This is a genomic window from Corynebacterium argentoratense (assembly GCF_021491455.1).
Taxonomy (GTDB): Bacteria; Actinomycetota; Actinomycetes; order Mycobacteriales; family Mycobacteriaceae; genus Corynebacterium; species Corynebacterium argentoratense_A.
In genome coordinates this window covers 417,073-430,402 of the sequence record NZ_JAKETN010000001.1, presented here as the reverse complement: position 1 = coordinate 430,402, position 13,330 = coordinate 417,073, and the positions used below count along the sequence as shown (strand labels likewise).

The following is a 13,330-nucleotide window of genomic DNA, read 5'->3' as shown; positions in this document are numbered from 1 at the left end:
GTGGGTAGGCGAAACAACAAGTGGGCGCGGCAACCGGCACCCCCTTTGCCTACCGATGGCGCCGCTTATTTTGGCACCCAGGTGCAGGAGGGGCCTAGTTGGGATTGGGGGCAGCCGTACCTTGTGCGATACATGGGTGCTGCCGCCGCCAAAAAGGTCTATATCTGCCCGGGATGCAACCAAACAATTCCCCCCGGAATCCGCCACGTGGTGGCGTGGCCCCAGCAATCTGGCAGGGGAGCGGACGATCGCAGGCACTGGCATAGTGCCTGCTGGGATCGTCGTTAGCCTAGGGTGCTGTTTACTGTGCTGGTTCGGTGAGTTCCAGCAGAACACCGCCGGCGTCCTTGGGGTGGACGAAGTTGATGCGTGCACCACCGGTGCCGATCTTGGGGGTGTCGTAGAGCAACCGGGTGCCTTGAGCCCGCAGGTGCTCGCAGAGGGCGTCCATGTTGTTGGTGCGCAGGCACATCTGCTGCAGGCCGGGGCCCTTCTTGTCAATGAACTTCGCGATGGTGGATGCCTCATTGAGGGGAGCGAGCAGTTGGATCATGCCGCCGCGATCGCTTAGGTCCTTCGGGCCGATCATGGCTTCGACCACGCCTTGTTCTTCATTGGTTTCTTGGTGGTGGTTCACCCAACCCATATTGCTGCGGTACCACTCGATTGCTGCGTCCAGGTCAGGCACTGCGATGCCGACGTGGTCGAGGCAGGTGACGTACTCGTGGGGAATGTCGATGTTTAAGTAGTCGTTACTCATGGCCTATAGCCTACTCCGTCTGATCAGACACAGTCGGGCATTTGGTGTTATTTACTTCATAGTGTGCATAGTGGGGTTGTTCTGGCGGTTGGCTATAGTAGGCAGCTGTTGGTTTTTTCCTCGTGATTGGATGTGTGGACATGACTTCTCCTTTTGGTGGCGGCGCGATCGACCTTGGTGAGGTGAAGGCTCGCGCGGAGGCCCAGGCGGCTGCTGAGGCTTCTGAGGCACGCCGCGCTGCTGGTGGCAGCAGCATTGAGCCTGTGGTGGAGGCGACCAATGCCAATATTCAGGCGGAGGTGTTGGAACGAAGCCAACAGGTCCCGGTTGTGGTTCAGGTTGGTTCCGCGCGCAGCCCTCAGTCCGAGCAGCTGAGGCAGGATTTGTCGATGTTGGCGCAGCAGGCCAACGGTAGTTGGATCTACGCGCACATCGACGCTGAGGCTTACCCCCAGTTGGCTCAGATGTTGGGGGTGCAGGAGGTACCCACGGTAGTGGCTATCGCGGGCGCTCGTCCCTTGGCTGATTTCCAGGGTGGCCAGCCGCTGGAGGCTCTCCAGCAGTGGACGGCGGCGGTCGTCAATGCGTGTGCGGGCAAGTTGTCGGGTTTGGGGGAGCAGGAGGCTGAGCCGGCGGAGGATCCCCGTTTTGAGCCCGCCCTCGACGCCCTCAACGCCGGTGATTTTGATGCCGCCATCGCAGTGTACGAGGACATTTTGGCCAAAGAGCCCAACAATGCAGAAGCTAAGGCTGCGCGTGATAATGCCCGCTTGCTGTCGCGTTTGAAAGCTCACGAGGGTGTTGACGCCGCGTCGGCTATTGCGGACTCTGATGCCTCACCGTCGGACGTGGATAAGGCTTTCGTAGCCGCTGATTTTGAAATAGCTGCGGGTGCTCAACAGCAGGCCTTCGACCGCTTGATTAGTGCGCTGTCGTTGAATGCAGGCGAGGATAAAGCCCGCGTGAAGGAACGTTTGCTGGAGTTGTTCGCATTATTCGAGCCGAGTGATCCGGTCGTGCTCACTGCTCGTCAAAAAATGGCGAGCGCTTTGTTCTAGCGTCCTAGCGTTCCAGCGCCCGCCATAGATTTTAACCCTGCGTTAGCCTTGCAGTTTGTACCACTGTGCACTCATAGCGGGCAGATGCAGGGTGACTGACGCGTCGAATCCGTCCCAAGGGTAGGTCACAGCTTGTGCGTCGCCCAATGGGTTGTCTGCCCCACCGAACACAGCTGCGTCTGTGTTGAGCAGGAGCTTCCAGGTGCCTGCCTCAGGGACGCCGAGCGTGTAGTCAGTGTGGCTTTGACCGCCGAGGTTCAGCACACACATTAGTGTTTCGACGTTGCCATCGGCATCTGGGGCGCTGTGGCGTAGGAACGACAGTACGTTGCGGTCGGCGTCATCGGATTTGTTCCAGCTAAAGCCCTCGGGCACAAAATCCTGAGTGAACAGGGCTGGTGTGCGCTTGTAGATGGTGTTGAGGGCTCGGACCAGTTCCAACGCCCCTGCGTGGTATTCGCCCTCCCAACCATCTTGATCGCCCCAGTCCAGGGACCGTGCCTCGGACCATTCGCCGACCTGCGCGAAGTCCTGACCCTGGAATAGTAGTTGCTTGCCGGGATGCGCCCACATGTATGCCAGTAGTGTTCGCACGCCGGCTGCTTTGTTCCAGGAGTCTCCCGGCATGCGGGTCCACAGGGTGCCTTTGCCGTGGACGACCTCATCGTGGCTGATGGGCAGGACGAACTTTTCGCTATAGGCGTAGACCATGGAGAACGTGATCTTGTTGTGGTGGTATCGCCTGTTGATGGGGTCCTCGGAGAAGTACTCGAGGGTGTCGTTCATCCACCCCATATTCCACTTCATGGAGAACCCTAGGCCACCGGCTTCTGTGGGGGTGGTGACCCCCGGCCACGAGGTGGATTCTTCAGCGATGGTCAGGACGCCGGGGTGCTCGCGGTGGACAGTAGCGTTCATCTCTTGCAGGAACTGGACCGCTTCGAGGTGTTCGCGCCCACCGTATTGGTTGGGTGCCCATTCGCCCTCTTCGCGTGAGTAGTCGAGGTAGAGCATGGACGCGACGGCGTCGACTCGCAGTCCGTCGATGTGGAATTCCTGCGCCCAGTACAGGGCGTTAGCCACGAGGAAGTTGCGCACCTCGGGACGTCCGAAATCGAAAACATAGGTGCCCCAGTCGCGCTGCTCGCCTCGGCGCCAGTCCGGGTGCTCGTAGACAGGGCGGCCGTCGAACCGAGCCAGTGCAAAGTCGTCTTTGGGGAAGTGGGCGGGAACCCAGTCGATAATGACCCCGATGCCGGCTTGGTGCATGGCATCAATGAGGTGACGCAACTGATCCGGGGTTCCCCAACGAGAAGTTGGCGCATAGTAACCAGACACCTGGTAGCCCCAGGAGCCACCGAAGGGGTGCTCAGCGACTGGCATGAATTCGACGTGGGTGTAGCCCATGTCGGAAACATATGTGACGAGCTCGGTGGCGAGGTCCTCGTAGTTTTTGCCCATGTTCCACGAGCCCAGGTGGACCTCGTAGATGCTCATGGGGGAGGAATCATGGTCGACGCGTCCGCGGGAGCTCATCCACTTCTTGTCGCCCCAGGTGTAGGAGGATTCGACAACAATCGATCCGGTCTGTGGCGGGACCTCGGCGCGCTTAGCCAAGGGGTCGGCTTTGTCGATGCGGTAGCCCTCGGGGGTTTGGACCGCAAACTTATAGATCGCCCCGGCATGGACCTCGGGAATGAATAACTCCCACACGCCAGAGGAGCCGAGACTGCGCATGGGGTGCTGGGCGGCATTCCACCCGTTGAAATCACCAACGACAGCGACGCCAATGGCATTGGGTGCCCACACTGCGAAGGCTGTGCCGCGGACTTCGCCCATCGCGGTGGTGTAGGAGGTGGTGTTGGCTCCAAGGACATTCCACAGGCGTTCATGGCGGCCTTCACCGATCAGATGCAGATCCATGGGGCCAAGGGTGGGCAGGAAGGCGTAGGGGTCTGCAAGCGTCGTGCTGTGCTCGCCCCAGTTGATTTGAAAGCGGTAGTCGCAGCGCTCGTGCCCGCTGACGTCAGCGGTGAAATAGCCTTCGCCGGCGTGCTCCATGGCGATGACGGTGCCGTTGAGTAGCTCCACAGAGACACTGGTGGCGCCGATCTGGCGGGTGCGGATGGTGTTGTCATGCCAGCCGTAGACGCCGTGAGGGTCGTGGTAGTGGCAGTGGTTGAGGCGTTCGCGTTCGGGGATCGTGTTCATCACGTAGTCCTTAAGCGTTGTAGGTGTCGACGTGGCGCCAGGCAAGCTGCTCGCGCGCGGCGGAGGGGACAGTGGGGAGGACGAAAATGTGGGCGACATTGCTCCAGGGCTCTAGGCGCACAAAGTTGTGCTCGCCCCAGGTGTAGGTCGCGCCAGTAACCTCGTCGTGGACCTCAAAGTGGTCGCGGCCGTCAAGACCCAACGCGTGGAGGTTAAGATGCACAGCGCTTTCTTGCGCATTGTTGGGATCCAGGTTGACCACCACCAACACAGCATTACCGGTCAAAGTATTGACCTTCGAGTAGGCAATGATGTTGTCGTTATCGACTGCGTGGAAGTGGATGTTGCGCAGCTGCTGCAAAGCAGAATTCGTCGAGCGGATCTGGTTGAGTCGAGTGATGAAAGGCTCGAGCGAATCACCGGAAGCCAACGCGGCGTCATAATCCCGGGGGCGGAGTTCGTACTTCTCGCTGTCGAGATATTCCTCGCTGCCGGGCGCAACCGCTTGATGCTCGTAGAGCTCGTATCCGGAATACATGCCCCACAGCGGAGACATGGTGGATGCCAACACCGCGCGGATAGCAAACATCGCCCGGCCACCGTGCTGCAAGCTTGCATGCAAAATATCGGGGGTATTGACAAACAAATTCGGGCGCGACACATCAGCCATGCGGGAGATCTCTTTGCCGAACTGCTCCAATTCCCACTTGGAGGTCTGCCACGTGAAATAGGTGTAGTTTTGGCTAAAGCCCGCCATCGCCAGGCCGTAGAGCCGCGGGCGTCGGGTAAAGGCCTCGGCCAGGAAGATGACCTCGGGGTGGGTGGCGTGCACAGATTCGATCAGCCAATCCCAGAAATTCGCAGGCTTAGTGTGCGGATTATCCACGCGGAAAGTCTTCACACCGCGTTTGACCCAGAACATCACCACACGGAGGATCTCGGCATAAATACCGTCGGGATCATTATCAAAATTTAGGGGGTAAATGTCCTGGTACTTCTTCGGGGGATTTTCCGCATAAGCGATGGTGCCGTCCGGCAGAACCGTGAACCACTCGGGGTGCTCGGATGCCCAGGGGTGGTCGGGGGCGCACTGCAAAGCAAGATCGAGGGCGATCTCGATGCCAAGCTGATTGGCCTTCTTAATCAGCGCATCAAAGTCCTTCAAGGTGCCCAGATCCGGGTGGATGGCGTCGTGGCCACCGGCAGCGGACCCGATAGCCCACGGGCTGCCGACGTCGTGGGGCTCCGGGGTCAACGTATTGTTGCGGCCCTTGCGGTTAACCTCACCAATGGGGTGGATGGGCGGGAAGTACACGGTGTCAAAACCCATGCGTGCTGCGCGCTCAAGCTCACGTGCTGCCGTCTTGAGGGTCCCGTGAACAGGGTTGCCGTGATCGTCCCACCCACCGGTCGAGCGCGGGAAAAACTCATACCAGCTGCTCACCAACGCCTTAGAACGCTCCACCGCAACCTTGTAGGTTTTCCCCCGGGTCAGCAGATCGCGAACAGGGTGCAGCTCCAATAGCTGGAGGACGTCGCGGCTAAGACCCGGCGCGACACGTGCGCGCAGTTCCTTGTCCTCGCTGCGTAAGCATTCCGCGACGTCAAGAAGTATCGGTCGGTGTGCCTTAGGGGCGCCCTGTGCGGCGCGTTCAAACAGACGGGCGCCAGTTTCGAGATCGTTGGCGAGTTCTGCGGGGGTTTGCCCGGCATCGATTTTGGCGGTGACTGCGTGACGCCATGTCGCCATTGGGTCAGACCATGCGTCGATGCGGAAGGTCCAGGTGCCGATGGCGTCGGGAACGAATACCGCGTTGACTTGGTCGGGGTCGCTGGGGCTGCGCTGCATGGTGATTTTTCTGGTTTTTGCAGCGGAAGGGGAATCTATTGGTCCCTTGACGTTGAGGGTGGCGGACAGTGCGTCGTGACCTTCGCGCCAAATCAGTGCGAAAACGGGGATGACTTCTCCGACTACGGCCTTAGCGGGGATTGTGCCTCCAGCGATGCTTGGTCGAACGTCGTCGATGCCTAGGCGCGCATTCTGTCGTACTGTCACGGGAAAACCAGCTCCTCTAGGAAAGATATCTTCGATCTTTTACCCTAGTCGCCCTGTGTGGCTGACACAGTTTGTTTTGAAATTCCGTCAAGATGGTCAGTGTGACTTCTAACCTGGAACACTCAGCTCAACGCTACGTAGCCACTGGTGACCAAACCAGTATCCCCGCAGTCGATGTGAGCGAGATCGCAACAGATGAGGATTTGTTGATCGATTTTCGCGACGTCATCTTCACCCGCGGGGGTAGAGACCTTTTAGGGCCGGTGACGTGGCAAGTAGAACTTGACGAACGCTGGGTTGTGCTCGGTCCTAACGGAGCAGGTAAAACCACCCTGATTCGCCTTGCTGGCGCGGAGGAATTCCCCTCCAAGGGGGCGGCCTTCATCATGGGCGAGCGCATCGGTAAAACGAATATGCGCGACCTACGAACCATGATCGGAATGAGCTCCGCGGCCATCGCCCACCGCATCCCTGATGAAGAAAAGGTCGGCGACCTCGTGGTCTCCGCTGGATATGCCATCCTGGGGCGTTGGCGTGAAGATTACGACGAGATGGACTTTGAACAAGCCGAAGACATCATGGAAAAGATGGGTGCGCTCCACTTAAAAGAACGCACCTGGGGCACCCTGAGTGAGGGGGAGCGCAAGCGCGTACTGATCGCCCGCGCCCTCATGACCAACCCCGAGCTGCTGTTGCTCGATGAACCCGGCGCGGGCCTAGACCTTGGTGGTCGTGAAGACCTCGTGGGCTACTTGGGCGAGATTGCATTGGATGCCGATGCACCTGCGGTTGTGATGATTACTCACCACGTGGAGGAGATCCCCTATGGGTTCACCCACGCGATGCTGCTGGACGAGGGTGGTGTGGTCGCCCAAGGCCTCATCGATGACGTTTTGACGAGCGAGAACCTGACCAAGGCCTTCCATCAGTCCATTACCTTGGATAAAATTGGGGATCGTTATTTTGCGCGCCGCATCCGGCAGTCGGGTGCGCATCGCGCCTAGCTGCCTGACCCTGCCGGCCTAGGGTTCGTGTGAAAGGAGGTGTGGTCGTTGTCTTCAGAACTTCCGTTTACGCCCGCGTTCACCACCATGGCCACGCCAGACCCTGTACCGGACGGGGCGAACCCGGACCTTTACGTGGAGGACCGCAGGCTGGCGTCCACGGTGCTGTTGCTGCGTGACCGAGTATCTGGCCCGGGCGTTGAGGTCTATGTACACGAGCGGGCGAACACTATGTCGCGTTTTCCGGAGGCAACTGTGTTTCCGGGTGGGGGAGTCGACGCGATGGATTTGGTTCAGCCGCACCCAGAGATGTGGGAGGGGCCGGGGGCTGCGTGGTGGGCCCAGCAGTTGGGCTGCTCTCAGCTGCATGCGCGGGCCTTGGTTCTTAGTGCCGTGCGGGAAGTGTTTGAAGAGTCTGGTTTTTTGTTGGCGGTTGACCGCGATGGGCAGATGATCAGCGACGCCACCAAGTACGCCCAGCAACGCGCAGCTATGGAACGGCACGAGCTTGGGCTGGCAGATTTTTTGCTGTCGGAGGGTTTGCGTATCCGTTCGACGATGTTGCGTCCTTTTGCTCGTTGGCAAGGGCCGCCGCCGTCGACCAGGCAGTTCGATACCTTTTCTTTTGCTGTGGCCTGGCCTCAGGGCCATGATGTTGTTGACCCGAGTGGGGAGGCAACTTCCGCGGGCTGGTTTCGGCCAGAGTTGCTGCTGGATGGATGGGAAGCCGGGCTGGTTCGCCTGGTTGTGCCCACGTGGAATCAGCTGAGGCGGCTGTGCGAATTCGATTCGATGTCGGAGGCGATGGCCCTGTTGGATAATGTGCGGCTGCAGCCCGAGACCGGTTTGCCTGTTCAGGACCCCCGCTATCTGCATTTCCATGCGGTAACGAGCGCGAAGCGGCCGAAGCGTTTTTAGTTGCGGTTATAGTTGTGCAATGAGTTTCAGGCCCGCGACTGTCCGTTGGCTTGCGGACCACCGTGATGACGTCGCCGCGGTAGAACAGCGCCTAAGCCACCGCACTGAAGATTTTGTTCATGACGCCGCGATGGTTGCGCGGGATGTCCAACGCTGGGGTGGCGAGGGGGATTCACGCGCGGTGATGGAGCTTCTCTCGGCACGGAAAGCATTAGCGAAAAAGTGGGGCGAGGGCGCAGTAGCCGAGATGTTGGTGTGTTCCGAGTCTGCGCAGCAGGCAACCCCCATGCCGGTAGCCGAGGTGCGCATGGAACTCATCAAGCAGACTTGCGGCCCCAACACACTGGTGCACGATGTGACGTGTTCCATCGGTACCGAAGGGATAGCGGCCCGCAGGGCAGGGCTGGACTATATCGGGGCGGACATCGACCCGGCTAGGGTCGCCATGGCGCAGCACAACCTCGCGGGCCTCAGCGCGCACCTCTACGTCGGCGACGCACTAACACCAGCCGTACGCCCACCCCAAGGCTGCGGCTACGTCGTCATCGCTGACCCCGCACGCCGAAGCCAAGGCCGCCGCATTCACACCCCCGAAGACTTGATTCCCCCACTACCCGACGTGATAGACACCTACCGGGGTGCAGAACTCGCCATCAAATGCGCCCCAGCCTTGGACTACAGCTTCTGGGAAGGGCTCGTCAGTGTGGTCAGCCTCGACGGACAAGTCCGCGAAACAACTCTCTACACACCCGGCATCGCACAAGGACGCACCCGCCAAGCGGTGGTGATTTCAACGCGCGGACCGCAACCTTCCCGCGACGTTATCGATGACACGTACCCACTACCCGACGCAGAATCCCCCGAACACCCCAACGCACTAAACCCAGAAGAAAGCACAACCCCTGGACGATTCCTCATCGAACCCGACGGGGCCATTGTGCGCGCCGGGCTGGTGGAACATTTCGCCGCCCGCGAGCAACTAGCGTTCATCGACCCTCGCATCGCATTCCTCACCGGAACTCGCATCCCCGAAGGCTACAGTGGCTGCGAAATCATCGAAACAACCACCATGAAAAAACTCCCTGCGGTACTCAAAGGCCTTGATGCAGGTGCTGTCGAGATCCTCGTGCGCGGCGTCAACATCACGCCAGAAAACCTCAGGAAAAAACTCAAACTCAAAGGCACACAGCCCTACGTGATCGCACTCATGCGCATTGGTAAAGGCGCCGCCAGCAGCACACTAGCGATCGTCGCCAACAAAAGGCAGTGGGGTTAACCCACCTAGAACCGGCCCAGTCATGCGGCTACAATAACCGCATGACTTCTCACGTGACGCAGGAACCGATACATGCCGCCGACATCCAAATTGCTCAGGCACGAATTTCCAGCGTCATAGCCCCCACCCCGCTGCAATACTGCCCACGCCTCTCCGAAGAAACTGGGGCAGAGGTCTACCTCAAACGTGAAGACCTTCAAGATGTACGCAGCTACAAAATCCGTGGGGCATACAACAACATCTCCCAACTCTCCGGCGAGGAGCGCGCAGCCGGCATCGCCGCAGCATCCGCAGGAAACCACGCACAAGGCGTTGCCTACGCCTGCAAAAAGCTAAAAATCAAAGGGAGGATCTTCGTCCCCAACCAAACCCCCAAACAAAAACGCGACCGCATCCTGGTCCACGGCGGTGAATGGGTCGAGGTAGTCGTCACCGGTGACACCTTCGACGCCGCCAACGAAGCAGCCCACGCCTACGCCCAAGAAACCGGTGCGACCGTCGTCGAACCCTTCGACGCCCGCAACACCATCATCGGGCAAGGAACAGTCGCCGCAGAAATCCTCGCGCAACTGACCGCCATGGGTAAAAACTGTGATTCGGTCGTCGTGCCGGTTGGCGGGGGTGGCCTGATCAGTGGCGTGGTGTCCTACATGGCCGACATGGCTCCGCACACCGCCGTCATAGGCGTCGAGCCCGCGCACGCAGCCTCCATGCAAGCAGCACTAGACGCAGATGAGCCAGTCACCCTGGAATCCATCGACCCCTTCGTCGACGGTGCCGCAGTCAAAAGGATCGGGGCGAACAACTACGAGGTAGTCGACCGCAACCGATCCCGCATCCACATGATGAGCATCGACGAAGGCGCAGTCTGCACTGAAATGCTCGGCCTGTACCAAAACGAAGGAATCATCGCAGAACCCGCAGGAGCACTGTCCGTAGCGGCACTACCACTGCTGAAACCTCGCCCGAACTCAGTGATCGTGTGTATCATCTCCGGCGGAAACAACGACGTGCTTCGCTACAACGAAATTGTCGAACGCTCCCTGGTGCACCGCGGATTGAAACACTACTTCCTGGTGAACTTCCCCCAGGAGCCCGGCCAGCTGCGCAGCTTCCTGTCGGATATCCTCGGCCCTAACGACGACATCACCCTCTTCGAATACCTCAAGCGCAACAACCGCGAAACCGGTACTGCTCTAGTAGGCCTGCAATTGGGGGCCGCCGCCGGCCTTAAGCCACTCCTCGAGCGCATGAACTCGTCGAGAATTCACTGCCAACAGCTCAAACCCGGCACCCCAGAATATGACTTCCTCACCTAAAGAAAACTTGCAGTCCGCACCGCATCCCCGCCGATGGTGGGGGCTAGCGGTGCTCTGCCTCGTGTTGTCTGTGCTCGCCATCGACGCGACAGTGCTCAACTTCGCCATCCCGGCGATCACCGCAGATATCCAACCCGCAGCACCACAAATGCTGTGGATCGTCGACATCTACACCTTCGCCCTAGCATCCATGCTTGTCGTGATGGGGTCAGTGGGCGACAGATTTGGGCGGCGCAACGTATTGCTGTGGGGCACCGCGTTTTTCGCGGCGTCATCAGCGATGGCAGGGATGTCACACACCCCCGAGCTGCTCATTGCCGCAAGGCTTGTCCAAGGCGTTGCGGCAGCGTGCCTGATGCCCTCGACGCTGTCGCTGATCGGCGTGATGTTCACAAACCCCCTGGAACGTGCCAAGGCAGTATCGATGTGGGTGGCCACCTACTCCGTGGCAGCGGCGTGCGGACCACTGCTGGGAGGCCTACTGCTCAACCATTTCCACTGGGGATCCATCTTTTTCATCAACGTCCCCATCTGCATCGCCCTGATCATCGGTGGAATCGCCTTGCTACCGCGATCCAAGGTCCCCGCCCCCGCACCCATTGACGTCAGGGGAGCGGTGCTGGCAGTGATCGCGCTGTTCAGCCTGGTCTACGTGATCAAGGTGCTCCCGCACGGACCCTTCACCCTCACGCTTGGGATTGTGGCGGCTGTGTGCCTGGCTGCCTCCATCGTGCTTATTCGCCACCTCACCCGCACAACCAACCCGCTGATTGATATCACCCTGCTGCGAAACCCCACGTTCAGCACCGTAGTGACCGTCAACGGACTGTCGATGTTTTTATACCTGGGTGTGCTGTTCTACCTCTCCCAATATCTCCAGGTGGTTGCGGGCTACAGCGTCAGCCAATCCGCCCTGTTGATGTTCCCCGGTCTGGTGATTGTCGTGGTGTCGACCCTCATCACCGGCCGCATCATGAAAAACCATTCGACGAAAAAGCTACTGCTGGTGGCACTCGCCGGTGCCTTTTCCGGTTGTGCGCTGTTGGGCTGGGGCGCGCACCTAGAGCATGGAATCATCCTGGCTTTTGGCTTTGCGCTGTTGAACTTTTCCCTGGGCATTATCGACCCCATCAGCAACGATTACATTCTCGCCTCAGCCCCTCGCGACCGTGCGGGTGCCGCGGCGTCATTAAGCGAAACCGGCTACGAACTCGGTGCAGCATTCGGCACCGCGATCCTCGGCTCCATCCTGATGGCTGTCTACGGCATGAGCCTCAACCGCATGAGGCTGGATTCTTTGCCCCAAGCAGCCCGCGAATCCATCTCTGTTGCCCACGAACTCGGCCTTTCCCCCTCGATCCTTGAGCGTGTTGACGTCGCGTTCTCTCACGGCGTCATAGCATCTTCGGTGGCCGCAGCACTTGCGGCAGCGGTCATGGCCGGATTTGTCTCCCGCTACGTGCGCGAGGATTCCTAATGGAAGACCACTACCGGCGCCCAGCCGACAGGATGGTCACCACCGAAATCAACATTAAGCGGAGCCGTTTTATTACGCTGCTCGGTCGTGCTAGCAGCGAAGACGAGGCACGAGAGTTTATTCGCCAAGCCCGATCGCGCTACCCAGACGCCCGACACCACTGCAGTGCCTTCATCATCCATGTAGACGGCGCCATGCCGATTGAGCGTTCAAGCGATGATGGTGAGCCTTCAGGAACAGCAGGTAATCCCATGCTCGATGTGCTGCGCGGCTCTGGGCTATTAGACGTGGTTGCTGTTGTCGTACGCTACTTCGGCGGGGTGAAGTTGGGTACCGGGGGTTTGGTGCGCGCTTATTCAGATGCTGTTTCCTCGGCTCTGGAGTCGGTGGAGGTCACGCAACGTAGCCGCAGGCTCCGTGGCACCTTGAGCGTCGACCACGCCGACGCAGGCAAGACAGAGGCAGAACTACGTGCACAAGGCTGGGATGTTGTGGGCACCGACTACACATCGAAGGCACACATCCATATCGCCGTGACCCCTGACAGTCGCGACCGCTGCGATGCCAGCGTCGCTAGTATGAGCGCCGGCCGCTACCAAGTGGACTGGTCAGAGCTCGACTGGATCGGCTAGGCCACGGTTGTCCACCTAGTGGCCGCCGTGTTGTGTACACTCGAAACGCAGGACCGTGCACATAAGACAATTTTGAGGAGTATGTATGTTGTCTTCGATCAACAATTTCCCCCAGTTTGCAGATGCGCTGGAGGTGTGGGCGTTGGCAGTAGCAGACTTCTTCCGTGACTTTGGCATCAACTTCCCGCCCGCGTCGTGGGGCATCAACGCTGATGGGACGTTCACCAGCAGCCAGCAGTAGTGCACTTTAGGAGCGCCCGCGGAGACGATCGATCTCGCGGCGTTCCTTTTTTGTCGGCCTACCCGCACCACGATCTCGGCGTGGCTGTGACGCCAGAATTTCTTTCGGGGGCGGCAGAGGGGAATGATCCACGTAGCATTCTCGGGCGATGGGCGCGCCCACACGCTTGCTGATTAATCGACTGACTTCTACGTCGTACAGCCTATGGTCGACCCATACGCGCACTCGATCACCCACCACCACTGGGCTGGAGGGTTTGATTGCCACACCGTTGAGTTTCACATGGCCGGCCTTAACCGCCGCAGCAGCAGCTGTACGTGTTTTGTAGAGTCGGACGGCCCACACCCACGCGTCGATCCTCACCTGTTCTGCCACGGT

At 59.6% G+C, this 13,330-nt stretch carries 13 protein-coding genes; 9 read left to right on the top strand and 4 right to left on the bottom strand.

From position 1 onward, the window contains the following. Positions 1–288 (top strand): hypothetical protein, encoded by a 288-nt coding sequence (locus L1C91_RS01965; RefSeq protein ID WP_234857745.1) that lies wholly within the window; start codon positions 1–3, stop codon positions 286–288. A gap of 13 nt (positions 289–301) precedes the next feature. Here L1C91_RS01965 and mce read toward each other — a convergent pair whose 3' ends face one another. Then, entirely contained in the window at positions 302–760 is a 459-nt protein-coding gene (mce, locus tag L1C91_RS01960) for a methylmalonyl-CoA epimerase (protein ID WP_234652008.1), read from the bottom strand. Between the two features lie 140 nt (positions 761–900). Between mce and L1C91_RS01955 the strand changes: the two genes are divergently transcribed. Continuing rightward, positions 901–1,818: a tetratricopeptide repeat protein gene (locus L1C91_RS01955; protein ID WP_234857744.1), complete on the top strand. Its 918-nt coding sequence runs from the start codon at positions 901–903 to the stop codon at positions 1,816–1,818. A 42-nt stretch (positions 1,819–1,860) separates the two neighbouring features. On the opposite strand, the gene glgB is transcribed toward L1C91_RS01955, so the two are convergent. Together glgB and L1C91_RS01945 are read right to left on the bottom strand one after the other, a co-directional pair. After that, complete coding sequence (gene glgB, locus L1C91_RS01950) at positions 1,861–4,029, bottom strand: 1,4-alpha-glucan branching protein GlgB (RefSeq protein WP_234857743.1); 2,169 nt, start codon at positions 4,027–4,029, stop codon at positions 1,861–1,863. A gap of 10 nt (positions 4,030–4,039) precedes the next feature. Beyond that, positions 4,040–6,085: an alpha-1,4-glucan--maltose-1-phosphate maltosyltransferase gene (locus L1C91_RS01945; RefSeq protein ID WP_234857742.1), complete on the bottom strand. Its 2,046-nt coding sequence runs from the start codon at positions 6,083–6,085 to the stop codon at positions 4,040–4,042. A gap of 92 nt (positions 6,086–6,177) precedes the next feature. On the opposite strand from L1C91_RS01945, the gene L1C91_RS01940 reads away from it, so the two are divergent. The 7 genes from L1C91_RS01940 (at position 6,178) to L1C91_RS01910 (ending at position 12,952) form a co-directional block, all read left to right on the top strand. Next, positions 6,178–7,089, top strand: a complete 912-nt coding sequence (locus L1C91_RS01940; RefSeq protein ID WP_234857741.1) for an ABC transporter ATP-binding protein — start codon at positions 6,178–6,180, stop codon at positions 7,087–7,089. A 48-nt stretch (positions 7,090–7,137) separates the two neighbouring features. After that, complete coding sequence (locus tag L1C91_RS01935) at positions 7,138–8,007, top strand: NUDIX hydrolase (protein WP_234857740.1); 870 nt, start codon at positions 7,138–7,140, stop codon at positions 8,005–8,007. 19 nt (positions 8,008–8,026) lie between these two features. Continuing rightward, the gene (locus L1C91_RS01930; protein WP_234857739.1) at positions 8,027–9,283 is read left to right on the top strand and encodes a class I SAM-dependent methyltransferase; all 1,257 of its coding nucleotides are present in this window, start codon (positions 8,027–8,029) and stop codon (positions 9,281–9,283) included. 41 nt (positions 9,284–9,324) lie between these two features. Further along, positions 9,325–10,602, top strand: a complete 1,278-nt coding sequence (ilvA, locus tag L1C91_RS01925; RefSeq protein ID WP_234857738.1) for a threonine ammonia-lyase IlvA — start codon at positions 9,325–9,327, stop codon at positions 10,600–10,602. Further along, positions 10,586–12,079, top strand: coding sequence for an MFS transporter (locus L1C91_RS01920; RefSeq protein WP_234857737.1), 1,494 nt, complete (start codon positions 10,586–10,588; stop codon positions 12,077–12,079). The genes ilvA and L1C91_RS01920 overlap by 17 nt, the downstream gene beginning before the upstream one ends. Then, positions 12,079–12,711, top strand: coding sequence for a YigZ family protein (locus L1C91_RS01915; RefSeq protein ID WP_234857736.1), 633 nt, complete (start codon positions 12,079–12,081; stop codon positions 12,709–12,711). Before L1C91_RS01920 ends, L1C91_RS01915 begins: the two co-directional genes overlap by 1 nt. 85 nt (positions 12,712–12,796) lie before the next feature. Beyond that, a complete protein-coding gene (locus L1C91_RS01910) occupies positions 12,797–12,952 on the top strand; it encodes a hypothetical protein (protein WP_020976547.1) in 156 nt (51 codons plus the stop codon). Between the two features lie 6 nt (positions 12,953–12,958). On the opposite strand, the gene L1C91_RS01905 is transcribed toward L1C91_RS01910, so the two are convergent. Beyond that, on the bottom strand, positions 12,959–13,327 hold the full coding sequence (locus tag L1C91_RS01905) for an RNA-binding S4 domain-containing protein (protein WP_234857735.1): 369 nt from the start codon (positions 13,325–13,327) through the stop codon (positions 12,959–12,961). Positions 13,328–13,330 lie beyond the last annotated feature (3 nt).